Origin of the sequence: Pantoea sp. SOD02, from assembly GCF_024707505.1 — a bacterium.
Lineage (GTDB): Bacteria > Pseudomonadota > Gammaproteobacteria > Enterobacterales > Enterobacteriaceae > Pantoea > Pantoea symbiotica.
Genome location: NZ_CP102604.1, coordinates 709,631 through 735,200 on the forward strand (window position 1 = coordinate 709,631; position 25,570 = coordinate 735,200).

The following is a 25,570-nucleotide window of genomic DNA, read 5'->3' on the forward strand; positions in this document are numbered from 1 at the left end:
TGCTTTGTTGGCGCATGTTCGATGGGTTTGCTAGCATAGCGTCGCATTCTGGCAGCATAACGGGTAATAGCATGAGCACAAGGCGCGACTGGCTTCTACAGCAAATGGGGATTACGCAGTATCAGCTGCGGCGTCCGCGCGTGCTGCAAGGGGAAATTGCCGTCACGCTTTTGCCCGACACACGTTTGGTTTTGGTGGCTGAACAGGCGCCAACGCTACAAGAACCGCTGATTCGCGACGTGCTGCGCGCGCTGAACCTTCAACCCGCGCAGGTGATGGCGTTAACGCCAGACCAGCTGCAAATGTTGCCGGAGCAGGTCGACTGCGCTGGCTGGCTGCTGGGCGTCGAGAGCGAACATCCCTTCAACGGCATCACCTTTAACACCGCCGTTTTCAATGAACTGATCAGCAGCGGCGCCGCAAAACGCGCCCTGTGGCAACAGATGTGTAACCATGACAGCCATCTCTTTAGTCACCCCTGAAGACCAGCCGCAGCTGCTGGCGATTGAGCGCCGCGCGCATGCCTTTCCGTGGAGCGAGCAGACGTTTAGCAGCAATCAAGGCGAACGTTTTGTTAATTTCCGTATTGATGTTGAAGGTAAGCTGGCCGGATTCGCCATCACCCAGGTGGTGCTGGATGAAGCGTCGCTATTCAACATTGCGGTGGATCCCGATTTCCAGCGTCGCGGCCTGGCGCGCCAGCTGTTGCAGCATCTGATTGCTGAGCTCGAACAGCGCGACGTCATGACGCTATGGCTGGAAGTGCGCGCCTCAAATACGCCAGCGATTGCATTGTATGAGCAGCTGGATTTCCATCAGGTGAGCGTACGCCCCAACTATTATCCCACTGCCAGCGGACGAGAAGATGCCATCATTATGGCGCTAACCCTTTAAGGAGCACCATGCTAAACGATTGGGACTGCATCCTGTTTGATGCAGACGACACGCTTTTCCATTTCGATGCTTACGCCGGTTTGCAGCGCATGTTTGCCCGCTATGACGTGCAATTTTCCGCGCAGGATTACACCGATTATCAGGCGATCAACAAGCCGCTGTGGGTCGATTATCAAAACGGCACCATTTCCGCACTGCAACTGCAAACGCGCCGCTTCACCTTGTGGGGCGAAAAGCTTAGCGTCGCGCCGGAAGTGCTCAACAGCGATTTCCTCAGCGCGATGGCCGATATCTGCCTGCCGCTCGAGGGCGCAGCGCATCTGCTGGAGACGCTGAAAGGCAAGGTGAAGATCGCCATCATCACCAACGGTTTCACCGCACTACAGCAGGCGCGCCTTGAGCGCACGGGTTTCCGCGATGTGTTTGATGCACTAGTAATTTCTGAAGAAGTTGGCGTACCGAAACCTGACGTGGCGATCTTTGACCACACGCTTGCGTTGCTGGGCAACCCGGATCGCAGCCGCGTGCTGATGGTCGGCGATACGCCGGAATCGGATATTCTCGGTGGTATGAATGCCGGTCTGAAGACTTGCTGGATCGATCACGGTACGCGTCCGTTACCCGATCACATCACGCCAACCTGGCAGGTGAAGACGCTGGCCGAGCTGGAAGCGATTATTACTAAAGGTTAAAAGTATCTATTCACCGTTACCATTGTGATGATGTTAAGAAGCCCGCTGTGCGGGCTTTTTTTATGTTATTATCTATGCATAAATCTATTCACGAATCTATTCATCATGCAGGGTGAGGGCAATGGCTGATCTACAAAGTTTGCTGCTGGAAGGGCCGCTTAGCGCTGCGGATCTACTGGCTCGGCTGCATATCAGCCAGGCCACGCTTTCACGCCAACTGCGTCAGCAGCCGCAGATTGTCAAATGGGGTAAAGCGCGCGCGACGCGTTACGCCTTACTGCGACCAATCCGAGGTGAAAGCCGCTTTCCGCTGTATCGTATTTCTCCTGAAGGTCAGGCATCGCCCGCTGGCATTCTCTTGCCAACCTGGCCGCAGGGCAGTTGTCTGCATCTGGACCCGCACGGTCAAGGCCGCTTTTATGACGGCTTACCGTGGTTCCTGCAGGAGATGCGTCCGCAGGGGTTTCTGGGCCGACAATGGGGCCGGGAATATGCGCCACAGCTTGGGCTGACGGACGATATTCGTCTCTGGAGTGACGAGCAGTGTCTGATGGCGCTGGCGAACGGCGGCATTGATATGCCGGGCGCTTTTATGGTTGGTGACATGACTTATCAGCGTTGGCTGCAACAGCCTGCACCGCAAGCCATCAGCGAGGCGCAAAAAATCGCGCGCTATCCGCAGATGGCCCAGCAGGCGCTGAGCGGAGATGAACCGGGCTCATCGGCTGGCGGCGAGCAACCGAAATTCCTGTGCTATGCCGCGACGGCGAATGGCGATCGCCATTGTCTGGTGAAATTTACCGCCGCACGCCAAAGTGATAATGCTGAGCGCTGGCGTGATTTGTTACGTGCTGAACATCTCGCGTTGCAGCATTTACTGGCGGCGGGATTGCCTGCCGCACATAGCCAGCTGATTGATAGCGAAGGACAATTGTTCCTCGAAGTGCAGCGTTTTGATCGTATTGATCAACGTGGTCGACGCTGCATGAGTTCGCTGGAAGCGGTGAGTGCAGAATTTATCGGTCATCAACAACATTGGCCGGATGCGCTACATGAGTTGCAGCGTCAGCAGCGAATTGATGCGGTGGCGGTTGAGCGCGGGACCTTGCAGTGGGCGTTTGGCCGGTTGATTGCCAATAGCGACATGCATGCGGGCAATCTCTCCTTCTTTACCGATGTTGAGCGTTTTAGCCTGACACCGGCCTACGACATGCTGCCGATGGCGCTGGCACCCAATTCTCAGGGGCACATGCGCGATGAGGTTAGACTGACGTTGGATTTCTCGCTGCCTGGCACCGTGTGGCGCGCTGCCAGCGCGATGGCAAAAATCTACTGGCAGGCGATTGCAGAGGATGCTGCGTTTAGCGCGAACTTCCGCAGCATCGCCGGGCGGACATTACAGCAACTGGAAGCGATGGAAGTGACGTTGCATAAAATGGCTTAACGCTCTTTTTCTGTCTCTGATATTGCCGTCTGCGCCTCTTCTTCCTCTTTCTCTTTATCCTCTTTCACCGTGCGGCTTGCCGTCAGCAGGAATGGCGATTGCTGCCAGCGGGTGCGACGGTCACGCAGCAGGGTACGCGTCAGAATAATGCCGATAGCCAGCGCCAGTAACATCATCAGGCGCAGGATGTTGGTGGTGTTATCCACCTGACGCGATTCCGTTACCAGCACGTGGGTATCCAGCGTGACGCGCAGAAAACCTTGCGGGCCATCTTTGCCTTCCAGCGGCTGCACAATTTGATGGTTGAAGTAGCTGCCGGCGCGTTTGCCATCCAGCGACAGGCGATCGCGCACATTAATGCTTTCACCGCTGTGCGCCACCAGGCTGCCATCATCGGCGTAAACGGAGGCATCAAGAATGCGGCTGTTATCGGTCATCTGATTGAGGATAGCGGCAATCTGCGTACGGTTATCATCGCTGTTATCCATCAACGGTTTAAGGCTAAACGCCACCTGTTTAGTCAGCGTGCGCGCCAGTTCTTCCACTTGTTCAGAGCGTGCCATTTGATGGCCGAGGCTAAACCAGGATGCACCTTGCATCAGAACCACTAACAGAGCCAGCGAGATAAGAACAATCACCGTGCGATGCAGGCGAAATTTCAGTGCGGTTTTAACCATCAGAAACCCGTGTGATGTAACAGCAGAAAGGCTGGCAATTATGTTGCCAGAACCCGCGCAGACAAGGTAGCCTCTTGCGTGGTTTTGTTGTCCCTACAGGAGCTGTAATGCCAAATCGTCTTACCTGGTGCGATCTGCCCGCCGATGTTTCACTTTGGCCGGGTTTACCCCTTTCCCTCAGCGGTGATGAAGTGATGCCGCTGGATTACCGTGCCGGTCGAACTGGCTGGTTGCTGTATGGGCGCGGGCTCGATAAACAAAAACTCACCGATTATCAGCATAAGCTGGGTGCGGCGATGGTGATCGTCAGCGCCTGGAATGTCGATGAGTATCAGGTGATACGTCTGGCAGGCTCGCTGACGCCGCGCGCCAGCAAACTGGCGCATGAAGCCGGTTTTGATGTCGCACCGCTCGGCAAAATCCCGCATCTGAAAACACCTGGCTTGCTGGTGATGGACATGGATTCCACCGCGATCCAGATTGAGTGCATCGATGAGATCGCCAAACTTGCGGGCTGCGGCGAGCAGGTAGCGGAAGTCACCGAGCGCGCTATGCGCGGCGAGCTGGACTTCAAAGCCAGCCTGCGCGAGCGCGTCGGCACTTTAGCGGGCGCCGATGCCAATATCCTGATGCAGGTGCGCGACGCGCTGCCGCTGATGCCAGGCTTAACCACGCTGGTGCAGAAACTGCAGGCGCTGGGCTGGCAAGTGGCGATCGCCTCGGGCGGCTTCACCTTCTACGCCGACTATTTGCGCCAGACGCTGCATTTAGCTGCGGCTGTAGCCAACGAGCTGGAAATTCGCGACGGCAAGCTGACCGGCCAGGTGCTGGGACAGATTGTCGATGCCCAATTTAAAGCCGATACCCTGAACGATCTGGCCGAGCGCTTTAATATTGCCCCGGAACAAACCGTGGCGATTGGCGATGGTGCCAACGATCTGCCGATGATTAAAACGGCGGCGCTGGGTATCGCCTATCATGCTAAACCTAAAGTGAATGAGCAGACGGAAATCATCATCCGCCATGCTGACCTGATGGGCGTGTTCTGCATCCTGACCGGCAGCCTGATTCACGAAGAGCGTTAACAGAGGATTTGATTTGGCCAAAGCGGCAAAACGCGCCTTCGTTTGTAACGAATGCGGCGCTGATTATCCGCGCTGGCAGGGGCAATGCAGCGCCTGCCATGCGTGGAACACCATCACCGAGGTGCGCATTGCCGCCTCGCCTGCGGCGGCGCGTAACGAGCGTCTGAGCGGCTATGCCGGCGGCAATGCAGGCGTTAGCCGCGTGCAGAAGCTATCGGAGATCAGCCTCGAAGCCCTGCCGCGTTTCTCTACCAGTTTTAAAGAGTTCGATCGCGTACTGGGCGGCGGCGTGGTGCCGGGCAGCGCCATCTTGATTGGTGGTAATCCGGGCGCCGGTAAATCGACGCTGCTGCTGCAGGTGATGTGCAAGCTGGCGGAAGGGATGAAAACCCTGTACGTCACTGGCGAAGAATCACTGCAACAGGTGGCGATGCGCGCCCATCGTCTGGGATTACCCACCGAAAACCTCAACATGTTGTCGGAAACCAGCATCGAGCAGATCTGTCTGATCGCCGAGCAGGAGCAGCCGAAACTGATGGTGATCGACTCGATCCAGGTGATGCACATGGCAGAGATCCAATCTTCGCCAGGCAGCGTGGCGCAGGTGCGTGAAACGGCCGCTTACCTGACGCGCTTTGCCAAAACGCGCGGCGTGGCGATCATTATGGTCGGCCACGTCACCAAAGACGGTTCGCTGGCCGGCCCGAAAGTGCTGGAACACTGTATTGACTGTTCGGTGATGCTGGATGGCGATGCCGATTCCCGTTTCCGTACCTTGCGCAGCCATAAAAACCGCTTTGGCGCGGTGAATGAGCTCGGCGTGTTTGCTATGACCGAACAAGGCATGCGCGAAGTCAGCAATCCTTCAGCCATCTTCCTGTCGCGCGGTGATGAGATCACCTCGGGCAGTTCGGTGATGGTGTTGTGGGAAGGCACGCGTCCGCTGCTGGTGGAGATTCAGGCGCTGGTGGACCATTCGATGATGGGCAATCCACGCCGCGTCGCGGTGGGGCTGGAGCAGAATCGCCTGGCGATCCTGTTAGCGGTGCTGCATCGCCACGGCGGCTTGCAGATGGCGGATCAGGATGTGTTTGTTAACGTGGTCGGCGGCGTAAAAGTCACCGAAACCAGCGTCGATTTGGCGCTGCTGATGGCGATGGTATCGAGCTTCCGCGATCGTCCGCTGCCGCAGGATCTGGTTATCTTTGGCGAAGTGGGCCTTGCCGGCGAAATTCGCCCGGTGCCGAGCGGTCAGGAGCGTATTTCCGAAGCGGCGAAGCACGGCTTCAAGCGCGCCATCGTTCCGGCCGGTAATGCACCGAAGAAGCCGGTAGAAGGGATGAAGGTGTATAGCGCGAAGAAGCTGGCGGATGCGTTAGCGATTCTGGATGAGTTGTAAGTTTTACCGGTCGGCATGAATGCCGACCCTACATTTGTAGGGTGCGCATTTATGCGCACCGTCTTAAAGGCCGCACCGCCCTTTATTCCACGCAGGAGGCACGCAATGTCATCATTTGACTACCTGAAAACAGCCATTCGCCAGCAAGGCCACACGCTGCAGCAGGTTGCCGACGCCAGCGGAATGACCAAAGGCTATTTAAGCCAGCTGCTTAACGCCAAAATCAAAAGCCCCAGCGCGCAGAAGCTGGAAGCGCTGCACCGTTTTCTTGGCCTGGAATTTCCGCGCCGCGATAAAACCGTTGGCGTGGTGTTCGGTAAATTTTATCCGTTGCATACCGGCCATATCTATCTGATCCAGCGTGCCTGCAGTCAGGTCGATGAACTGCATATCATCATGGGCCACGACGATCCGCGCGATCGTGAACTGTTTGAAAACAGCGCCATGTCGCAGCAGCCGACCATCAGCGATCGATTACGCTGGTTACTGCAAACCTTCAAATACCAGAAAAATATCCGCATCCATTCGTTCGATGAAGAGGGCATCGAACCTTATCCGCACGGCTGGGATGTGTGGAGTGGCGGCGTTAAAACCTTTCTGGCTGAGCAGGGCATCGAGCCGAATTGTGTCTATACCAGTGAAGAACCCGACGCCGCGATGTACGAACAGCACCTTGGCATTCCGGCGGTGGTGATCGATCCCAATCGATCCTTTATGAATATCAGCGGCGGCCAGATTCGACAGGATCCGTTCCGTTACTGGGAATACATTCCAACCGAAGTGAAGCCGTTCTTCGTGCGCACCGTGGCGGTGCTGGGCGGCGAGTCGAGTGGCAAATCCACGCTGGTGAACAAGCTGGCGAATATCTTCAATACCACCAGTGCCTGGGAATATGGCCGCGATTATGTTTTCTCGCACCTCGGTGGCGACGAGATGGCGCTGCAGTATTCCGACTACGACAAAATCGCGCTGGGCCAGGCACAGTACATCGACTTCGCCGTGAAGTACGCCAGTAAAGTCGCCTTTATCGATACCGATTTCATCACCACGCAGGCGTTTTGCCTCAAGTACGAAGGACGCGAGCATCCGTTTGTGCAGGCGTTAATTGATGAGTACCGTTTCGACCTGGTAATTTTGCTGGAAAATAACGTGCCCTGGGTGGCGGATGGACTGCGCAGCCTTGGCAGCTCCATGGATCGCCGCGAGTTCCAGACCATGCTGATCACCATGCTGCGTGAAAACAATATCGAGTTTGTTCACGTCAAAGAAGATGACTACGACACGCGCTTCCTGCGCTGCGTCGAGTTAGTGAAGCAGATGTTGGGCAGTTGATTCAGCCATAAAAAAAGGCGCCATGCGGCGCCTTTTTCACAGCAAAAGCCTTACTTCGTCATACGCTTGTACTTGATACGCTTCGGCTCCAGCGCGTCGGCGCCGAGGGTGCGTTTCTTGTACTCTTCGTACTCGGTAAAGTTGCCTTCGAAGAACTCCACCTTGCCTTCATCCTGATAATCGATGATGTGGGTGGCGATACGGTCGAGGAACCAACGGTCATGCGAGATCACCATGGCACAGCCTGGGAATTCAAGCAGGGCGTTTTCCAGCGCGCGCAGGGTTTCGATGTCGAGGTCGTTGGTTGGTTCATCGAGCAGCAACAGGTTGCCGCCGACTTGCAGCAGCTTGGCGAGGTGCAGACGACCGCGCTCACCACCTGACAATTCACCAACGCGTTTGCCCTGATCGGTGCCTTTGAAGTTGAAACGACCAACATAAGCACGGCTTGGCATCTCGGTGTTGCCCACGCGCATAATGTCCTGACCGCCAGACACTTCTTCAAACACGGTTTTGGAGTTGTCCATCGCGTCACGGAACTGATCAACCGACGCCAGCTTGACGGTTTCGCCCAGCTCGATGGTGCCGGAATCCGGTTGCTCCTGACCTGACATCATGCGGAACAGCGTAGATTTACCCGCGCCGTTCGGACCGATGATGCCGACAATCGCGCCTTTTGGTACCGAGAAAGTCAGATCGTCGATCAGCACGCGATCGCCATACGATTTCTTCAGATTGGTCACTTCCAGCACTTTGTCGCCAAGGCGTGCGCCAGGTGGAATGAAGAGTTCGTTGGTTTCGTTACGCTTCTGGTAATCGGTGTTGTTCAGCTCTTCAAAGCGTGCCAGACGGGCTTTGCCCTTCGACTGACGGCCTTTCGCGCCTTGACGCACCCACTCCAGCTCTTTCTCGATAGATTTGCGACGCGCCGCTTCAGAAGAAGCTTCCTGCGCCAGACGCTGATCTTTCTGCTCCAGCCAGGAAGAGTAGTTACCTTCCCACGGAATACCTTCGCCGCGGTCCAGCTCCAGAATCCAGCCAGCCACGTTATCTAGGAAGTAACGGTCGTGCGTGATCGCCACAACGGTGCCTTCGAAGTCATGCAGGAAGCGCTCGAGCCACGCCACGGATTCAGCATCCAGGTGGTTAGTGGGTTCGTCGAGCAGCAGCATGTCTGGCTTTTCCAGCAGCAGACGGCACAGCGCCACGCGGCGGCGCTCACCACCGGAAAGGGTAGCGATTTTGGCATCCCAGTCTGGCAGACGCATCGCATCAGCCGCACGGTTCAGTTGCGTATCGAGGTTATGACCATCATGCGCCTGGATCACTTCTTCCAGACGGCCCTGCTCAGCGGCCAGCTTATCGAAATCCGCATCGGGATCGGCATACAGCGCATACACTTCGTCGAGACGCTTCAGCGCGCCAACCACTTCTGAAACCGCTTCTTCAACGGATTCACGCACGGTGTGCTCCGGGTTCAGCTGCGGTTCCTGCGGCAGATAACCCACATTGATGCCCGGCTGCGGGCGTGCTTCCCCTTCGATATCGGTATCGATACCGGCCATGATGCGCAGCAGCGTCGATTTACCCGAGCCGTTCAGGCCGAGTACACCGATTTTTGCTCCAGGGAAGAAGCTAAGAGAAATATTCTTCAGGATGTGACGCTTCGGCGGAACTACCTTGCCGACGCGATGCATGCTATAGACGAATTGAGCCACGTTGTATTGAGCCTTTTGGTCTGTGAGTTATGAACTTTAGGTACAGAAGTTTAGCTGTTTTCACCCTTTATTCATACCCGTCATACATCGGCTTGACGCGGTCTTTATCGGTCACCATAAATGGCGACCCTACAACACATCTGCACGCTTTTGTAGGGTCGCCATTTATGGTGACCACATGCAATATCATCAACTTATGGCAAACGCAGCGGGATGTTTTGTTGTGTCAGCCAACTCTTCAGCGCCGGTTCGGGCGCGCTATCGCTGACCAGCAAATCAAAACGGCGCAGTTCAGCAATGCGTGCCGGCAGCACTTTGCCAAATTTACTGCTGTCCGCCACTAACACGCGCTGACGTGCGCGCAGCATCGCGTGGTGCTTCATCGCCAGCTCGTTGATGTTGTAGCAGGTTGCGCCCTGTTCCTGATCGATACCTGCCGCTGAAATAAACGCCAGCGTCGGGCAGAGATCGTCGAGGATCGAATGCGCGCCAATCGGCGTAAACAGCGCGTTGTCGGCGTGGAACTCGCCGCCGCTCAGGATCACATTGCAGGCCGGTTTCTCTTTCAGCGCCAGGAAGGTGTTCATCGCGCAGCAGATGGCGGTGAACGGCAAGGTGTCAGGGATCGCATCCACGATGTACGGCAGCGTAGTGCCGCAATCAAAAAATACCGTGTCATTTTCACTGATCAGGTCCGCTGCAGCCTGCGCCAGGCGCTGTTTGCGTGCGGCGTTCTGACCGTGCTGATCGGAGATGAAGTAGTGTCCGGCGTGACTTTTCGGATCGCTAACAATATAGCCGCCCAGCAGCACCACGGTTGAAGCCGGTTCAGTGAGATCGCGGCGGATGGTCATTTCCGACACGCCCAGCAGCTGCGCCGCGTCTTTCAGATGCAGTTTATCGGTGCGTTTCAGCGCCTGAGCCAACTTGTGAATACGTTCGTCGCGCCGGGTTTCCATGATCATCTCTGCGTAATTAATCCTGAAGTCGAAGTAGCCTGGTCAAAAATCACGATAAATCTCACATATTTTAATGATTTGCGACGTATCCAGCAGGCCAGTTTTCAATCTTACCTGTAATGAGATCGGCCCGCAAACCTCACGCAGTGCCGCCAATATGTTGCTCTCTAGCCGCTTCGCTCGCCGCCAGGTTGCCTGCCCAATGTTGTTGCATTGTTAGAATAATAACATTCATTTCTATGAATGAATGGCTGTTTATCAGCTTTTTGTCATGATGTTGAGGTGTGAAATTTATCACATAATTAACTTTATTAACCTGATATTGTGATTTTAATAACATTATAAAGCTTAAAATTCACCGGGAGAAAACAATGGATATTGCGGTTATTGGGTCAAATATGGTGGACCTCATTACCTATACCAATCAGTTGCCGAAAGCGGGCGAAACGCTGGAAGCACCTGATTTTGCTATCGGCTGTGGCGGTAAAGGTGCCAATCAGGCGGTGGCAGCCGCGAAGATGGGCGCCAGCGTGATGATGGTGAGCAAAGTCGGCGACGATCTGTTTGCGCCGAATACCGTAGCCAATCTGCAACAGCAGGGCGTTGATACCCGTTTCGTCACCACCGCGCCAGATACTTCCAGCGGCGTGGCGCCGATCTTCGTTGACGATCAGTCACAGAACCGCATTCTGATTATCAAAGGTGCGAACCAGCAGCTGAAACCGGCGGATATTGATGTCGCCGCCGAGGCGCTGAAAAGCTGCCAGCTGATTATCCTGCAATTGGAGATCCCGCTGGAAACCGTCTATTACGCCATTGATTTTGCCCGTCAGCACGACATCAAAGTGATCCTCAATCCGGCACCGGCGGTAGCGGATCTCAATATCGAATATGCCTGCAAATGCGACTTTTTCATGCCGAATGAAACCGAGCTGGAGATCCTCACCGGCATGCCGGTCACCACCGATGAAGAGGTGAAGCTGGCGGGGCAGTCATTGCTTACACGTGGGCTGAAAAACCTGATCATCACGCTGGGTGGACGCGGTTCGCTGTGGATGTCCGGCGACAGCGTGCATCAGGTTGCACCCACTGCGGTAAAAGCGGTGGACACCAGCGGCGCGGGCGATGCCTTTATCGGCTGCTTCGCCCACGAGCTGGTGAAAAGCGGCGATATTCCGGCCGCGATGGCGCAAGCCTCTGCTTATGCCGCCTGCAGCGTGACCGGTCGCGGCACGCAGCGCTCCTATCCCGACGCGGAAACCTTCCAGCGTTTTCTCAACGTTCACTGAGGTCGAGTTATGCAACCGAACATTGTTCAGCAATCTGATGGCTATCTGAATAAAACGCCGCTGTTCCAGTTCATTTTGCTCTCGTGCCTGTTCCCGTTGTGGGGCTGTGCGGCGAGTCTGAACGACATCCTGATCACCCAGTTCAAAAGCGTGTTCGCGTTAAGCGATTTCGCCAGCGCGCTGGTGCAGAGTGCGTTCTACGGCGGCTACTTCCTGATCGCCATTCCTGCCTCGCTGGTGATCCGCAAAGCCACCTATAAACTGGCGATTTTGCTGGGGCTGGCGCTGTATATCGTGGGCTGCGTGTTGTTCTATCCCGCTTCGCACATGGCGACCTACACCATGTTCCTGGCGGCGATTTTCGCCATCGCCATCGGTTTGAGCTTCCTTGAAACCGCCGCTAATACCTATAGCTCGATGATTGGTCATCGCGATCACGCCACGCTGCGCCTGAATATCAGCCAGACGTTCTATCCAGTCGGTGCGCTGATGGGCATCGTGCTGGGCAAATATCTGGTGTTCCAGGAGGGTGACAGCCTGGAAAGTCAGCTGGCGGGCATGAACGCTGAACAGGCGCATGCGTTCCGTCTCACCATGCTCGAGCACACGCTGGAACCCTACAAATATCTGGTGATGGTTTTGGTGGTGGTGATGCTGCTGTTCCTGTTCACCCGTTATCCACGCTGCAAGCCGGAAAGCAGTGAAAAATCCCTGCCGTCGCTTGGTGAGACCTTCCGCTATCTGGCGGCGAATCGTCATTTCAAACGCGGCATTGTGGCGCAGTTCCTGTATGTCGGTATGCAGGTGGCGGTGTGGTCGTTCACCATTCGTCTGGCGCTGACGCTTGGCGCGATCAATGAACGTCATGCCTCTAACTTTATGATTTATAGCTTCATCGGCTTCTTTATCGGTAAATTTATCGCCAACTTCCTGATGACGCGCTTCCGTGCGGAAAAAGTGCTGATCGCCTACTCGCTGCTGGGTGTTCTTGCGCTGGCGTATGTGATGTTTGTGCCGAACTTTACCGCCGTGTATGCCGCGATCTTTGTCAGCGCGCTGTTTGGTCCATGCTGGGCGACGATCTACGCCGGTACGCTGGCGACTGTCGATAACAAATACACCGAAGTGGCGGGCGCGTTTATTGTGATGTCGATTGTCGGTGCCGCCTTTATTCCTGCGATTCAGGGCTTCGTCTCCGATCATCTGGGATCCATGCAGCTGGCGTTCGGCGTTTCGCTGCTGTGCTTCGCCTGGGTGGGTTACTTCTTCTGGGGCGAACTGCGTCATAAAAAGCAGGCGGAAGCGGCCGGTCGTTTAGTCGAGGAGATGCCATGAAAACCCGTTTACCGTTACGTCGTGAGCAGTTTCACGAAACGCCCGCCACGCTGCTGCGCAACGAGACGTTTCACGTCGAGCTGTTTCGCTATCCCGCAGGCGTGGAAGCGGTGCGCATCAGCAACCCACGCGGCACGGTAATCGTGCTGCCGTTTTACGGCCAGATGGTGTGGGACGCCAACTTTGACGGCCATTCGCTGACCATGGGCCACAGCTTTAAGCAGCCGCTGCCCGGCAGTTCGATTATTGATACTTATGGCTGCTTTGCTTTCCACTCCGGGCTGCTGGCCAACGGTTGCCCGGCGGAAGACGACGATCATCCGCTGCACGGCGAAATGGCCTGCGCGCGCATGGACAGCGCGTGGATGGTGCTGGAGGAGGATCGCGTGTCGCTGGAAGGCGAAACCGAGTATGTGAAGGGCTTCGGCCATCACTATCTTGCCGCACCGGCGGTGCGCCTTGAGGCCAATGCGGCGCGCCTGCACATTGAGATGAACGTCACCAACCTGGCGGGTGCGCCGATGCCGCTGCAGTATATGTGTCATCTGAACAGCGCCTGGCTGGATCAAGGCCGTTTCCAGCAATCGATCCCGACCGATGCTTTCCAGCTGCGCAGCTCGATCCCGGCGCACGTCAAGCCCACGCCGCAGTGGCGCGCGTATACCGATCAACTGGCGCGCGATCCGCAGGCGTTTCAGCAACTCGATCAGCCGGAGATGTGCGACCCGGAGATCGTGTTCTTCGCCGACGATCTCCAGCAGTACGGCGATGAGATGCAGTTCGAACTGCACTCACCGCAGGGATTTGCCCTGATGACACGCTTCTCCAGCCAGCAGTTCCCGCACGCCACGCGCTGGATGCTGCATAACCGCGATCAGCAGGTCGCCGCCTATGTACTGCCGTCAACCTGCCGCCCGGAAGGTTTTAAAGCAGCGCAGCGCGCCGGCACGCTGAATGAGCTGGCACCTGGCGAACAGCGCCATTTCAGCGTTGAAACCGGGATTTTGTAATTCCATTCCATGCACAATTCGTAGGGGCGCCATTTGTGGCGACCAGGTCTCCAGGTGCGCATGAATGCGCACCCTACGAAAACGATGCCACTAAATCGCCACTAATCCGCGCACACCATCGGCTTCCATGCTTGAACCGGCGCCGCGCTGCACGATCTCGCCGCGCGACATCACCAGATAGTTGTCGGCCAGTTCGGCGGCGAAATCGTAAAACTGCTCGACCAGCAGGATCGCCATATCGCCGCGCTGCGCCAGCTGGCGGATCACCGCACCGATCTCTTTGATCACCGACGGCTGGATCCCTTCGGTGGGCTCATCGAGGATCAACAGCTTTGGGGAACAGGCGAGGGCGCGGCCGATCGCCAATTGCTGTTGCTGTCCGCCCGACAGATCGCCGCCACGTCGTGCTTTCATCTCACGCAGCACCGGGAACAGTTGATAGATTTCCTCCGGCACCGCTTTGGCCTGGGCGCCAGAAAAACGCGCAAGTCCCATCAGCAGATTCTCCTCCACCGTCAGACGCGGAAAAATTTCGCGCCCCTGCGGCACATAAGCGATGCCCGCCTGCACGCGCTGGTGCGGTTTGCGGCTGTTGATCACTTTATCCTGCCAGCGAATCTCGCCGGACTTAGCCGGAATCAGCCCCATCAAACATTTCAACAGCGTGGTTTTGCCTACGCCGTTACGTCCCAGCAGACAGGTAATTTCACCCGGTTTCGCCTCAAACGACAAACCGCGCAGAATGTGGCTGCCGCCGTAATATTGATTCAGTTCCGCGACTTGCAGCATGTTAACGCCCCAGATAAACGTCGATAACCCGATCGTCCGCCTGCACTTCGCGTAACGATCCCTCAGCCAAAACCTGGCCCTGATGCAGCACGGTGACGTGATCGGCAATGGTTTCAACAAAGCCCATGTCGTGCTCGACCACCATTAGCGAATGCTTACCGGCGAGGCTGCGAAACAGCTCGGCGGTGTACTCGGTTTCGGCATCGGTCATGCCGGCCGCCGGTTCATCCAGCAGCAGCAGATGCGGGTCCTGCACCAGCAGCATGCCGATTTCCAGAAACTGCTTCTGACCGTGCGACAGCAAACCGGCTTTGCGCTGACGCTCGCCGCCAAGCCGCAGCAGTTTCAGCACCTCATCAATCCGATCCTTCTGCTCGCCGTTCAGTCGCGCACGCAGGCTGGCCCACACCGATTTGTCGTTTTTCAGCGCGATTTCCAGATTCTCAAACACCGTTAGCGCTTCGAAAACCGTGGGTTTCTGGAATTTGCGTCCAATACCGGCACGCGCGATCTCTACCGGCGACATTTTGCTGAGATCGGTATCCTGGTCGTAGATCACCTGGCCATTATCCGGCCGGGTTTTACCGGTGATCACATCCATCAGCGTGGTTTTTCCCGCGCCGTTGGGGCCGATCACGCAGCGTAACTCGCCGACGCCGATCTTCAGTGAGAGATCGGTTAGCGCGCGGAAACCGTCGAACGACACGTTGATCTTCTCCAGCTGCAATACCGGATCGGTTTGTTCACGATGACGATCCGAGGGATGAGGTTGGGTAAACAGTTGTTCAGTCATCACGCCTCCGGCGCAGCAAGCCAATCACGCCACGCGGCAGGAACAGCGTGACCAGGATAAACATCAGGCCAAGGAAGAACAGCCAATATTCCGGGAAGGCGACGGTAAACCAGCTTTTGGCACCGTTGACAATGGCGGCACCGAGCAACGGACCAATCAAGGTGCCGCGTCCGCCCAGCGCCACCCAAATCGCCGCCTCAATCGAGTTGGTCGGCGACATTTCGCTGGGATTGATAATGCCGACCTGCGGCACATAGAGCGCGCCCGCCAGCCCGCACAGCACCGCCGAAAGCGTCCAGACAAACAGCTTGAAGCCTTTGGGATCGTAACCGACGAACATCAGGCGGTTCTCCGCATCGCGCACGGCGGTCAGCACGCGGCCAAACTTGCTGCGTGCAAGCGCGAAGCCAATGCCGAGGCTCACCAACAACAGCAGCACCGTGGCGACAAACAGCCCGATGCGCGTGCCGGTCGCGGTGACGTTAAAGCCGAGCAGCGTGGTGAAGCCGGTAAAGCCGTTGTTGCCGCCGAAGCCGGTTTCGTTGCGGAAAAACAGCAGCATGCCAGCGTAAGTCAGCGCCTGCGTCATGATCGAGAAGTAGACGCCTTTAATTTTCGAGCGGAAGGCGAAGAAGCCAAACACCAGCGCTAGCACACCCGGCACCAGCATGATCAGGCATAGCGCCCAGGCAAAATGTTGCGTGCCCGCCCAGAACCACGGCAGCTCGTTCCATGAGAGGAAAGACATAAATGCGGGTAAGCCGTCACCGGAGGCCTGACGCATCAAATACATGCCCATCGCATAGCCACCGAGCGCGAAGAACAGACCGTGACCCAGCGAAAGCAGCCCGGCGTAACCCCACACCAAATCGAGCGCCACCGCGACCACGGCGTAACAGAGAATTTTGCCGACCAGCGTCAGCGTGTAGGTGGAGATCGCCAGCGGATGCGTGGTGGGCAGCAGGGCGCAGAACGGCAGCACCAGCAGCAGCGCGGTGATCACCACGCCAAGGCTGATAGTCAGGCGCGGTGCTTTGCGCGCGATGGTTAACGTCATTGGCTGGCTCATCAGTCAATCACCCTCCCTTTGAAGGCAAACAGGCCCTGTGGACGTTTCTGGATAAACAGCACGATCAGCACGAGGATGAGGATTTTGCCGAGCACTGCGCCAATCTGCGGCTCCAGCACTTTGTTGAGAATGCCGAGGCCAAAGGCCGCCACCACGGTGCCCGCCAGTTGGCCGACGCCGCCCAGCACCACCACGAGGAAGGAGTCGATGATGTAGCCCTGACCAAGCTCCGGCCCAACGTTGCCAAGCTGCGACAGCGCCACGCCGCCGAGTCCGGCAATGCCAGAACCAAGGCCAAACGCCAGCATATCGATGCGTCCGGTCGGCACGCCGCAGCAGTCGGCCATCGCGCGGTTCTGCGTTACGGCTCGCACGCTAAGGCCGAGGCGGGTTTTATTCAGCAGCAGCCAGGTGAGGCCCAGCACGGCAAACACAAACAGGATCACCGCGATACGGTTGTAAGGCAGCACCAGATTCGGCAGCAGCTGCAACCCGCCGGAGAGCCAGCCTGGGTTCGCCACTTCCAGGTTTTGCGCGCCAAACAGCATGCGTACCAGCTGAATCAGCATCAGGCTGATGCCCCAGGTTGCGAGCAGCGTTTCCAGCGGACGTCCGTACAGATGGCGGATGATGGTGCGCTCCAGCAGCATGCCCATACAGGCGGTGACCAGAAACGCCACCGGCAGCGCCAGCAGCGGATACCACGCCAGCCACTGCGGTGCGAATTGCTGGAACAGGCTTTGCACAAACCAGGTCGCATAGGCACCCAGCATCAGCATTTCGCCGTGCGCCATGTTGATCACGCCCAGCAAACCGTAAGTAATGGCAAGGCCCAGCGCCGCTAATAACAAGATCGAACCCAGCGACAGGCCGGTAAACGCCTGACCGAGCAGATCGCCCCACATCAGACGCTGTTTAATCTGCTTCAGGCTGGCTGCGGCGGCGTCACGTACGTTGGCATCGGGTTCATTGCTGGCCTGAGTTAAGCGCGTGAGGCTGGCCTGCATATTGGGATCGCTGGATTCGCCGAGCAGTTTGACGGCTTTGAGGCGCAGCGCGGCATCCGGGCTGGCGAGTTGCAGGTTGGCCGCTGCCATGAGCAGCACGTCGTGCACCTTCGCGTCTTTTTCCAGCGCGAGACGCTGCTCAATCAGCGGCAGCATGTCAGCGACGCCATCGTTTTGCAGTTGTTGTGCGGCACGTAAACGGATCGCGGCATCGTCGCTCACCAGCTGGTGGGCGGCGAGGGCGCTGGCGATCAGCACGCGCAGGCGGTTATTCATAAACAGCTTTTTGGTGTCGCCGTCGGGCTGTTGCGCGCTGTCGAGCGGCTGCAACGTCTCGCCATGTTTGCTGAACGGCTGCTGTTTTTGGTCGATGACCACGGTTTCATTGCGCAGCGCCTGCAGCAGCGGCAGGCGATTAGCCTGCGGTGCGGCGGCCCACTGCTGGAGCAGCGTGGCTTGTTGCGTGCGGCTGGCGGCCGCGAAGTCTGCGCCATCGCCCGCCTGGGCGAGCCAGGGCAGCAGTAACAGCAGACAGCAGAGATAACGGCGGATTGTCATGGTTCTGGCCCTGATGGTTGAGGTACGGATGGTGCAGCCATGATGAAGGTCGCCATAAATGGCGACCCTACTCTTTACTGCGTTGATTTCACCGGATGATCAGGCTTCTTATCGTTACCCGCGATGTACGGGCTCCACGGCTGGGCGCGTACCGGTTGCTGGGTCTGCCACACCACGTTGAACTGACCGTTCTCTTCCACTTCGCCAATCATCACTGGTTTGTGCAGGTGATGGTTGGTTTTATCCATGGTCAGGGTGAAACCGTCTGGCGCTTTAAAGGTCTGTCCCGCCATCGCCGCGCGCACTTTGTCCACATCGGTGGTGCCCGCTTTCTCTACCGCCTGCGCCCACATATGCAGGCCAACGTAGGTCGCTTCCATCGGATCGTTGGTCACCACGGTGTTAGCGTTCGGCAAGTTGTGCGCCTTGGCGTATGCGCGGTAATCCGCAACGAATTTGGCGTTGGTTGGGTTATCCACCGACTCGAAGTAGTTCCACGCCGCTAACTGACCGACCAGCGGTTTGGTATCAATGCCGCGCAGCTCTTCCTCGCCGACCGAGAAGGCGATCACTGGAATATCCGTGGCTTTAATGCCCTGGTTGGCCAGCTCTTTGTAGAACGGCACGTTGGAGTCGCCGTTGATGGTGGAGATCACCGCCGTTTTGCCACCGGCAGAGAACTTCTTAATGTTGGAGACGATGGTCTGATAATCGCTGTAACCAAACGGCGTATAGACCTCTTCGATGTCTTTATCCTGTACGCCTTTGGTGTGCAGGAAGGCGCGCAGAATCTTGTTGGTGGTGCGCGGATAGACGTAGTCGGTGCCCAGCAGGAAGAAGCGTTTTGCGCTGCCGCCATCTTCACTCATCAGGTATTCCACCGCCGGAATCGCCTGCTGGTTCGGCGCGGCACCGGTATAGAACACGTTCGGCGACATCTCTTCACCTTCATACTGCACCGGATAGAACAGCAGGCCGTTCAGCTCCTCAAACACCGGCAGCACCGATTTGCGCGATACCGAGGTCCAGCAGCCAAACACCGCCGCCACTTTGTCCTGGGTCAGCAGCTGGCGCGCTTTCTCAGCAAACAGCGGCCAGTTAGAAGCCGGATCGACCACCACCGGTTCCAGCTTTTTGCCCAGCACGCCGCCTTTGGCGTTGATCTCATCGATAGTCATCAGCGCCACATCCTTCAGCGGCGTTTCGGAGATCGCCATGGTGCCGGAGAGCGAGGACATAATGCCCACCTTGATGGTGTCAGCAGCCTGTGCCGCGAAGGCAAAGCCCATGCTGGCAACAGAGGCAGAGAGCGCGAAAGCCTTGAGCAACGAACGTCTTTTCATCAGTAAACCCCTCACTATGTTTGTATTGTTATTCAATGGGTTGAAGTCGAGCCTGCTGTAACATATGCAATGTGATCTTTCTGACCTCTGCCTTACTGACGGCGATGTGGTCGGTTAAAATGCGCTGCGCCTCCTCGGTTTGTTGCTGGAAAATCGCCCGTAAAATCTGAGCGTGCTCGCGGTATGTCGCCTCCATTCGGTCGTCACGGGTAAAATCGAGACGGCGAATGATGCGGATTTTTTCGGTCAGTTCGGCGTGGATGCGCGCCATCTCCTGATTGCCAGCGGCGGCCACCAGCGCCATGTGGAAGGCTTCATCCTGCGCTGAAACCGCTTTGCCATCGGCCAGCGGCGGCGCATCGATCCAGAAGCTTTGCAGCGCGGTCAGCATGTCGATGCACTGCGGTGCGGGCAGCGCGCACAAGCGGCGCACCGCTTCGCACTCCAGCACGGTGCGAAAGTCGTACAGCTCTTCGAAATATTCGAAGTCGAACGGCTTCACCTGCCAGCCGCTGCGGAACCACACTTCGACGTAGCCCTCGCGCTCCAGCCAGAACAGCGCCTGACGCACCGGCGTGCGGCTCACTTCCAGCCGATCGGCGATTTCGTTTTCGCTGAAGCGGTCGCCCGGCATCAGTCGAAACTCAAAAATGTCCTGCTTCAGCGCCTGATAAACCTTCTCGGCCAGCGCTTCCGGACGACCTTTGCTACGAGGGCTCGTGTTCATGCAAACTCCTTATTCCAGCCACAGCAGGGCATCGCCCGGACTCACCGGACGTCCTGCCTGGCAGGCAATGCGTTTCACCGTGCCCGCCTGCGGCGCGACAATCGCCAGCTCCATTTTCATCGCTTCCACGATGATCAGCGTTTGACCGGCTTCCACTGCGTCGCCCGGCTGCACCAGCACTTTCCAGATGTTGCCGTTCATATCGGCGCACACCGCCAGCGCATCGTCGTCGGCTTCAGCCACCACCAACGTCTCCTCGCTGGTGAGCGGCGCGTTCTGCTCTTCCTGCGCCCACAGCGTCACTTCCTGTTCGAAGGCGGCAGACTGACGCTGGCGGAAGTCGCTGATTGACGCGGCGTTTTCGGCGAGGAATTGATGATGAGCGGCGAAGTCGAATACCGTTTCTTCGATGCGCACCGTGGCGCGGCCTTCACGGAAGTCATCGCGCAGCTGCGTCAGTTCGTCTTCCGTTACCGGGTAGAAGCGCACCTGATCGAAGAAGTGCAGCAGCCACGGCTCGTCGGCCGCAAACTGATCGTTTTTGAGGAACTTGTTCCAGATTGGCAGCGTGCGGCCCACCAGCTGATAGCCGCCAGGTGAATCCATGCCGTAAATGCACATGTACATGCCGCCAATGCCAACCGTGCCTTCGGCGGTAAAGGTGCGCGCCGGGCTGTATTTGGAGCTCAGCAGACGATGGCGTGGATCAATCGGTACCGCGCACGGCGCGCCGAGATAGACATCGCCGAGGCCGAGAATCAGATAGCTGGCATCAAAAATCGTGTCGCGCACCGCTTCACGGCTCTCTAGACCATTAATACGCTGGATAAAGTCGACGTTATTCGGTAGCCACGGCGCACTGGCACGCACGGTTTCTTTGTAACGTTCGACCGCGCCGAGCGTGGCGCTGTCTTCGAAGGCCATCGGCATCCAGACAATGCGTGATGGCACTTTCAGCTGGCTGACATCGCCGAGTCCGGCTTCCAGTTCCAGCAGCAGCTGCATCAGCTGTTTCTGGCTGAGAATCATGCTGTCGTAGCGCACCTGCAAAGAGCGCACGCCCGGCGACAACTCTTCCACGCCCGGCACCGCGCGTTCACGCAATGCATTCATCAACAGATGCACGCGCAGACGCAGCGCCAGATCTAGCACGTTGTCGCCGTACTCAATCAGCACATATTTGTCGCCCGCCTGGCGATAAACCGCCGCTGGCGTGGTTGCCGTGGCGGGGAGCGCCGCCAGCAAGGTGGCGGAACCGATATCGCTGGCCGCTAAAGAGGGCACTTCGAAGGCTGGCGCGTGGCTGCTGCGCAGGGTTGCCACGCTGTGCGCCTGGGTTTTTTCCAGCGCCACCGCTTCGTCGGCGCTGATCGGGTGGAAGCGGATTTTATCGCCCGGTTTCACCTGGCCAACTTTCCACAGCTCAGCTTTGGCGATGGTTACCGGGCAGACGAAGCCGCCGAGGCTTGGGCCGTCGTGCGTCAGGATCACCGGGAAGTCGCCGGTGAAGTTCACCGCGCCGATGGCGTATTCGCAGTCATGCACGTTGGAGGGATGCAGGCCGGCTTCGCCGCCGTTGGCGCGCGTCCATGTCGGTTTCGGGCCCACCAAACGCACGCCGAGGCGGTTGGAGTTGTAGTGCACCTGCCAGTCGCTGGCAAAGAACTCATCAATTGCCGCCTGGGTGAAGAAATCCGGTGCGCCATGCGGTCCATACAGCACGCCGATGCGCCATTCGGTGCCGTAATGCGGCACCAGCGCATGATCGAGCGCCTGCGGTGCGCTGACCGGCGCGGGCGTGGTGCAAGCGGCGAGCTGCGGCTGGGAGATTGGCAGCATGTCGGCGACGCGCAAGGTGCGTCCGGCGTGGCCGCCAAACTGGCCGAGCGAGAAGGTGGAGCGGCTGCCGAGATATTCCGGCACGTCGAACCCGTTGCGCACCGCTAAGTAGGTGCGACAGCCGCTCTGCGCGCGGCCCAGCGTCAGGGTTTGTCCTGCTTTGACGCTAACGGGCTGCCAGTACGCAATGCTTTCGCCATCGACGTCGGCTGGGCAATCGGCGCCTGTTAAGGCAATCACCGCATCGCTGTTGAAGCGCAGCGTGGGGCCTTGCAGAGTGAATTCCAGACCAGCGGCGCTGTCGTGGTTGCCGACAATGCGGTTGGCGAGGCGGAAGGCGAAATCGTCCATTGGGCCGGACGGCGGCACGCCAATATCCCAGTAGCCGAGGCGGCCAGGGAAATCCTGAATGCTGCTGAAGGTGCCGGGTTGCAGTACTTCAATCACGCTGGCGGCTGGCGTGAAGCTATCAAGGAAGCGCGTCCAGACTTTGCCGCTGCGGAAGGCGTCGGTGGCGACGATCTGGCGCAGATAATCGAGGTTGGTGGCGATGCCATGCAGTTGGGTAGCGGCCAGCGCCTGCTGCATCTTTTCCAGTGCGGCTTCGCGCGTGTCGGCATGCACGATTAGCTTGGCGACCATCGGATCGTAATACGCCGAGACTTCGGTGCCGGTATCGATCCAGCCATCGACGCGCACATCATCCGGGAAACAGACGCCGGTCAACACGCCCGGACTTGGCTGGAAGTTTTTCAGCGGATCTTCAGCGTAGATACGTACTTCAATCGATGCGCCTTGCGGAGCCTGTTGCAGACGCGCCCAGTCGATGGCATCGCCAGCGGCCACTTTCAACATGCACTCAACGAGGTCGAGGCCGGTGACGCATTCGGTGACCGGATGCTCAACCTGCAGGCGAGTATTCACTTCAAGGAAGTAGAACGCATCTTGCTCGGCGTCGTAGATGTATTCCACCGTACCGGCGCTGCGATAATTCACCAGCTCGCCGAGGCGTACCGCGGAAGAGAGCAGCGCTTCACGCGTTGCCTGCGGCAGATTCGGTGCTGGCGTCTCTTCAACCACTTTCTGGTTGCGGCGCTGCAACGAGCAGTCGCGTTCGCCGAGCGCGATTACTTTGCCGCTGCCGTCGCCAAAAATCTGTACTTCTACGTGGCGCGCGCGGTCGATGCAGCGTTCTAAAAACACGCCCGCATCGCTGAAGAACTGCTCGCCCAGACGGCGTACGCTTTCCCACGCATTGCCCAGCGCATCGGCGTCGGCGCAGCGCGTCAGGCCAATGCCGCCGCCGCCCGCGGTGCTTTTCAGCATTACTGGATAACCGATGGTGTCGGCGGCGCTCAAGGCTTCTTCCAGCGAACTCAGCAGCGGCGTGCCCGGTGTCATCGGCACGCCCGCGCTGGCAGCTAACTCACGCGCGCGGTGTTTCAGGCCAAACTCGCCAATCTGTTGCGCGGTCGGGCCGACAAAGGCGATGCCGGCTTTTTCACAGGCATCGGCAAACGGCAGGCTTTCTGACAAGAAACCGTAGCCCGGCCAGATGGCTTCCGCGCCGGTTTCCTGTGCGGCGGCGAGGATTTTATCGATACGTAAATAGCTGTCGCTGGCTTTGTCGCCGCCGAGAGCGATGGCGACATCAGCTTCTTTGACGTGGCGCGCGTTGCGATCGGCATCGGAATAGACGGCAACGCTTTTCACGCCGAGGCGTTTTAAGGTGCGAATGGCGCGGCAGGCGATTTCGCCACGGTTAGCAATCAGAACGGTGCTGAACATGCTTATTTACTCCCCAGAGAGGCCAGCCAGTTGCGCCAGCCGCCAAATTCGGTAATTTCCAGCGCCTGCGACAGCACTGCCGGTTCACAGATAAAGCCTTTGACGATGCGACCGTCGGCCAGCGTCAGCGAGCCAATGCCGAGCGGCGCGGGGATTTCCGCCACGAACTCGCCAAAGCGCGCCAGCGGGATATCCCACAGTTCCACAGTGATCGCCGCACCGCTTTCGCCACGCAGCAGACCCGGCTTCTTAATCGGGCCATCGAGCAGGGCGAACAGGCGGTAATTGCTGGCGGTTTGTGTCTCTTCTACTAAAACTGCCTGGCGTGTAGTGAGCTGGAAGTTGAGCGGCATGCCGGTGAGGTGCGCGCCCACCACCGCCACGCGGACGTGATCGGCGGAAACCGGCAATGCGTCTTGTTGAGCAGGCTGCGCTTTGCCGGTGGCACCGAGCGGCAGCGCCATCTGCTGCTGCCAGCGCAGGCCAAAACCGGCCAGCGCACGATCCTGCCAGGCAGGCGCAATCAGCGTGATACCAGCGGGCAAACCATCGGCACGGAAGGGCGCAGGCAGCGCCAGCGCGCTGAGATCGGCGAGGTTGGTGAAGTTGGTGTAGGTACCGAACTGCGAGTTGTAATGCACCGGCTCCTGCTGCATTTCGGCCAGCGTATGGATGGTTGGCGAGGTGGGCACCACCAGCGCATCGAACTGCGCCAGCGTTTGCTGAATCTGGCGCGTCAGTTCGGCGCGCAGGTATTCCGCCTGATAGGCTTCGACCGCAGTGTATTTCAGGCCGCTGCTGACGATGCCGTACACCACCGGATCCATCTCTTCCGGACGATTGATCATCTCGCCCACCGCCACGGTGCGTTCGGCAACCCACGGACCGTAATAGAGCTGCTCGGCGAGTTGATGGAATAGTGAAAAGTCGATCGGATGCAGCGTTGCGCCGCCAGCCTGCAATTGCTCCAGCGCCGCCAGCCAAGCCGCTTCGGCCTGTTTGTCGCCGAAGAACTCGGGCGTGGCGGGAATGGCGAAATCGGGCTGCGCTTTGAAGCTGGCTGGTGCGGTGTGCGGATTGCTGCGCGAATAGGCATCGCCCGCGTCATAGCCGCCCGCTGCCGTAGCCACCGCGAAGGCATCTTCGACCGTTAACGCAAACACGGAAATGGTGTCATTGAGACGGCAAGCCGGCACCACGCCGTTGGCGGAGAACCAGCCTTTGGTCGGTTTGAGGCCAACGATGTTGTTGAAACCGGCGGGCACGCGGCCCGAACCGGCGGTGTCGGTGCCGAGCGAGAAGCCCACCAGACCGCGCGCCAGCACCGACGCGGAACCTGAGCTGGAGCCGCCGCTGACGTAATCAGGATTGAAGGTGTTGCTCACCGCGCCAAATGGCGAACGCGTGCCGACTAAGCCGGTGGCGTATTGGTCGAGGTTGGTTTTGCCAATCACCACCGCGCCTGCTGCTTTAAGCTGCGCGACGACAAAGGCATCGGCATCGGCGGTGTAGGTGAAGGCGGGGCAGGCGGCGCTGGTCGGCCAGCCGGCGACATCGATATTGTCTTTTACCGCAAACGGTACGCCAAACAGCGGCAGCGCCGCCGGGTTGCGCTGATAGCTCGCCAGCAGCGGTTCAATTTGTGCCTGCAGCTGCGCGGGCGTGGCGAGATAGAGCCAGGCGTTATCCTGCGCGTCGATTGCGTCGAGATGGGCCGCCAGCAAGGCGGTAATTTGTTGTGGATCCTGTTGGTAACTGCGTTGCCAATCCTGGAGCGTAAAGCCAAAGGTCGATGCCATGAGTGAATTCCAACTGGTATACAA

The 25,570-nt window shown here is 58.1% G+C and carries 21 protein-coding genes; 10 read left to right on the forward strand and 11 right to left on the reverse strand.

Annotation, left to right across the window (positions count from 1 at the left end):
• Window positions 1-71 precede the first annotated feature (71 nt).
• The 4 genes from NR302_RS03250 to yjjJ all read left to right on the forward strand — a co-directional run bounded on the left by NR302_RS03250 (window position 72) and on the right by yjjJ (window position 3,030).
• Window positions 72-482, forward strand: coding sequence for a DNA polymerase III subunit psi (locus NR302_RS03250; RefSeq protein WP_036647611.1), 411 nt, complete (start codon window positions 72-74; stop codon window positions 480-482).
• Complete coding sequence (gene rimI, locus NR302_RS03255; RefSeq protein WP_008101780.1) at window positions 454-894, forward strand: ribosomal protein S18-alanine N-acetyltransferase; 441 nt, start codon at window positions 454-456, stop codon at window positions 892-894. Before NR302_RS03250 ends, rimI begins: the two co-directional genes overlap by 29 nt.
• 8 nt (window positions 895-902) lie before the next feature.
• Window positions 903-1,586: a pyrimidine 5'-nucleotidase gene (yjjG, locus tag NR302_RS03260; protein ID WP_154193064.1), complete on the forward strand. Its 684-nt coding sequence runs from the start codon at window positions 903-905 to the stop codon at window positions 1,584-1,586.
• A 121-nt stretch (window positions 1,587-1,707) separates the two neighbouring features.
• The gene (gene yjjJ / locus NR302_RS03265) at window positions 1,708-3,030 is read left to right on the forward strand and encodes a type II toxin-antitoxin system HipA family toxin YjjJ (protein ID WP_258144564.1); all 1,323 of its coding nucleotides are present in this window, start codon (window positions 1,708-1,710) and stop codon (window positions 3,028-3,030) included.
• Here yjjJ and NR302_RS03270 read toward each other — a convergent pair.
• The gene (locus tag NR302_RS03270) at window positions 3,027-3,707 is read right to left on the reverse strand and encodes a YtjB family periplasmic protein (protein WP_008101775.1); all 681 of its coding nucleotides are present in this window, start codon (window positions 3,705-3,707) and stop codon (window positions 3,027-3,029) included. The genes yjjJ and NR302_RS03270 overlap by 4 nt on opposite strands.
• A 107-nt stretch (window positions 3,708-3,814) precedes the next feature.
• On the opposite strand from NR302_RS03270, the gene serB reads away from it, so the two are divergent.
• From serB to nadR, 3 genes are all read left to right on the forward strand, one after another.
• Window positions 3,815-4,792, forward strand: coding sequence for a phosphoserine phosphatase (serB, locus tag NR302_RS03275; RefSeq protein ID WP_061718180.1), 978 nt, complete (start codon window positions 3,815-3,817; stop codon window positions 4,790-4,792).
• Window positions 4,793-4,805: 13 nt separating this feature from the next.
• Window positions 4,806-6,191, forward strand: a complete 1,386-nt coding sequence (gene radA / locus NR302_RS03280) for a DNA repair protein RadA (RefSeq protein ID WP_007886867.1) — start codon at window positions 4,806-4,808, stop codon at window positions 6,189-6,191.
• A gap of 105 nt (window positions 6,192-6,296) precedes the next feature.
• Window positions 6,297-7,523 carry a multifunctional transcriptional regulator/nicotinamide-nucleotide adenylyltransferase/ribosylnicotinamide kinase NadR gene (gene nadR, locus NR302_RS03285; RefSeq protein WP_008101769.1) on the forward strand — a complete coding sequence of 409 codons (1,227 nt, stop codon included), beginning with the start codon at window positions 6,297-6,299 and terminating at the stop codon, window positions 7,521-7,523.
• Between the two features lie 50 nt (window positions 7,524-7,573).
• Here the strand turns inward: nadR and ettA are convergent, their stop codons facing one another.
• Entirely contained in the window at window positions 7,574-9,241 is a 1,668-nt protein-coding gene (gene ettA, locus NR302_RS03290; RefSeq protein ID WP_008101764.1) for an energy-dependent translational throttle protein EttA, read from the reverse strand.
• Window positions 9,242-9,435: 194 nt separating this feature from the next.
• Window positions 9,436-10,200, reverse strand: a complete 765-nt coding sequence (gene deoR / locus NR302_RS03295; RefSeq protein ID WP_258145151.1) for a DNA-binding transcriptional repressor DeoR — start codon at window positions 10,198-10,200, stop codon at window positions 9,436-9,438.
• A gap of 371 nt (window positions 10,201-10,571) precedes the next feature.
• On the opposite strand from deoR, the gene rbsK reads away from it, so the two are divergent.
• From rbsK to NR302_RS03310, 3 genes are read left to right on the forward strand one after another with little or no spacing between them, the layout of a single operon-like run.
• Window positions 10,572-11,489, forward strand: a complete 918-nt coding sequence (gene rbsK / locus NR302_RS03300) for a ribokinase (RefSeq protein ID WP_258144565.1) — start codon at window positions 10,572-10,574, stop codon at window positions 11,487-11,489.
• Between the two features lie 9 nt (window positions 11,490-11,498).
• Entirely contained in the window at window positions 11,499-12,824 is a 1,326-nt protein-coding gene (gene fucP / locus NR302_RS03305; protein WP_008101752.1) for an L-fucose:H+ symporter permease, read from the forward strand.
• Window positions 12,821-13,834 carry an aldose 1-epimerase family protein gene (locus tag NR302_RS03310; protein WP_258144566.1) on the forward strand — a complete coding sequence of 338 codons (1,014 nt, stop codon included), beginning with the start codon at window positions 12,821-12,823 and terminating at the stop codon, window positions 13,832-13,834. Before fucP ends, NR302_RS03310 begins: the two co-directional genes overlap by 4 nt.
• Before the next feature lie 90 nt (window positions 13,835-13,924).
• Here the strand turns inward: NR302_RS03310 and urtE are convergent, their stop codons facing one another.
• The 8 genes from urtE to atzF all read right to left on the reverse strand — a co-directional run bounded on the left by urtE (window position 13,925) and on the right by atzF (window position 25,546).
• On the reverse strand, window positions 13,925-14,623 hold the full coding sequence (gene urtE / locus NR302_RS03315; protein ID WP_258144567.1) for an urea ABC transporter ATP-binding subunit UrtE: 699 nt from the start codon (window positions 14,621-14,623) through the stop codon (window positions 13,925-13,927).
• A gap of 1 nt (window position 14,624) precedes the next feature.
• Window positions 14,625-15,416 (reverse strand): urea ABC transporter ATP-binding protein UrtD, encoded by a 792-nt coding sequence (gene urtD / locus NR302_RS03320; protein WP_258144568.1) that lies wholly within the window; start codon window positions 15,414-15,416, stop codon window positions 14,625-14,627.
• Window positions 15,409-16,485, reverse strand: a complete 1,077-nt coding sequence (urtC, locus tag NR302_RS03325; protein ID WP_154154312.1) for an urea ABC transporter permease subunit UrtC — start codon at window positions 16,483-16,485, stop codon at window positions 15,409-15,411. Before urtC ends, urtD begins: the two co-directional genes overlap by 8 nt.
• Window positions 16,485-18,050 carry an urea ABC transporter permease subunit UrtB gene (gene urtB, locus NR302_RS03330; protein ID WP_258144569.1) on the reverse strand — a complete coding sequence of 522 codons (1,566 nt, stop codon included), beginning with the start codon at window positions 18,048-18,050 and terminating at the stop codon, window positions 16,485-16,487. The genes urtC and urtB overlap by 1 nt, the downstream gene beginning before the upstream one ends.
• Before the next feature lie 74 nt (window positions 18,051-18,124).
• Complete coding sequence (gene urtA, locus NR302_RS03335; protein ID WP_008108706.1) at window positions 18,125-19,393, reverse strand: urea ABC transporter substrate-binding protein; 1,269 nt, start codon at window positions 19,391-19,393, stop codon at window positions 18,125-18,127.
• Window positions 19,394-19,421: 28 nt separating this feature from the next.
• Window positions 19,422-20,120 carry a GntR family transcriptional regulator gene (locus tag NR302_RS03340; protein ID WP_258144570.1) on the reverse strand — a complete coding sequence of 233 codons (699 nt, stop codon included), beginning with the start codon at window positions 20,118-20,120 and terminating at the stop codon, window positions 19,422-19,424.
• 9 nt (window positions 20,121-20,129) lie between these two features.
• Window positions 20,130-23,747 (reverse strand): urea carboxylase, encoded by a 3,618-nt coding sequence (uca, locus tag NR302_RS03345; RefSeq protein ID WP_258144571.1) that lies wholly within the window; start codon window positions 23,745-23,747, stop codon window positions 20,130-20,132.
• Between the two features lie 2 nt (window positions 23,748-23,749).
• Window positions 23,750-25,546 carry an allophanate hydrolase gene (atzF, locus tag NR302_RS03350; protein ID WP_258144572.1) on the reverse strand — a complete coding sequence of 599 codons (1,797 nt, stop codon included), beginning with the start codon at window positions 25,544-25,546 and terminating at the stop codon, window positions 23,750-23,752.
• Window positions 25,547-25,570: the final 24 nt, after the last annotated feature.

Excerpts from the sequence above, each read along its gene's own strand:
- NR302_RS03310 (WP_258144566.1), top strand. The coding sequence starts at position 12,821 with ATGAAAACCCGTTTACCGTTACGTCGTGAGCAGTTTCACGAAACGCCC.
- yjjG (WP_154193064.1), top strand. The coding sequence starts at position 903 with ATGCTAAACGATTGGGACTGCATCCTGTTTGATGCAGACGACACGCTT.
- urtA (WP_008108706.1), bottom strand. The coding sequence starts at position 19,393 with ATGAAAAGACGTTCGTTGCTCAAGGCTTTCGCGCTCTCTGCCTCTGTT.
- yjjJ (WP_258144564.1), top strand. The coding sequence starts at position 1,708 with ATGGCTGATCTACAAAGTTTGCTGCTGGAAGGGCCGCTTAGCGCTGCG.
- nadR (WP_008101769.1), top strand. The coding sequence starts at position 6,297 with ATGTCATCATTTGACTACCTGAAAACAGCCATTCGCCAGCAAGGCCAC.
- NR302_RS03250 (WP_036647611.1), top strand. The coding sequence starts at position 72 with ATGAGCACAAGGCGCGACTGGCTTCTACAGCAAATGGGGATTACGCAG.
- urtE (WP_258144567.1), bottom strand. The coding sequence starts at position 14,623 with ATGCTGCAAGTCGCGGAACTGAATCAATATTACGGCGGCAGCCACATT.
- NR302_RS03270 (WP_008101775.1), bottom strand. The coding sequence starts at position 3,707 with ATGGTTAAAACCGCACTGAAATTTCGCCTGCATCGCACGGTGATTGTT.
- urtD (WP_258144568.1), bottom strand. The coding sequence starts at position 15,416 with ATGACTGAACAACTGTTTACCCAACCTCATCCCTCGGATCGTCATCGT.
- rimI (WP_008101780.1), top strand. The coding sequence starts at position 454 with ATGACAGCCATCTCTTTAGTCACCCCTGAAGACCAGCCGCAGCTGCTG.
- serB (WP_061718180.1), top strand. The coding sequence starts at position 3,815 with ATGCCAAATCGTCTTACCTGGTGCGATCTGCCCGCCGATGTTTCACTT.
- urtB (WP_258144569.1), bottom strand. The coding sequence starts at position 18,050 with ATGACAATCCGCCGTTATCTCTGCTGTCTGCTGTTACTGCTGCCCTGG.
- urtC (WP_154154312.1), bottom strand. The coding sequence starts at position 16,485 with ATGAGCCAGCCAATGACGTTAACCATCGCGCGCAAAGCACCGCGCCTG.
- rbsK (WP_258144565.1), top strand. The coding sequence starts at position 10,572 with ATGGATATTGCGGTTATTGGGTCAAATATGGTGGACCTCATTACCTAT.
- fucP (WP_008101752.1), top strand. The coding sequence starts at position 11,499 with ATGCAACCGAACATTGTTCAGCAATCTGATGGCTATCTGAATAAAACG.
- atzF (WP_258144572.1), bottom strand. The coding sequence starts at position 25,546 with ATGGCATCGACCTTTGGCTTTACGCTCCAGGATTGGCAACGCAGTTAC.
- NR302_RS03340 (WP_258144570.1), bottom strand. The coding sequence starts at position 20,120 with ATGAACACGAGCCCTCGTAGCAAAGGTCGTCCGGAAGCGCTGGCCGAG.
- deoR (WP_258145151.1), bottom strand. The coding sequence starts at position 10,200 with ATGGAAACCCGGCGCGACGAACGTATTCACAAGTTGGCTCAGGCGCTG.
- uca (WP_258144571.1), bottom strand. The coding sequence starts at position 23,747 with ATGTTCAGCACCGTTCTGATTGCTAACCGTGGCGAAATCGCCTGCCGC.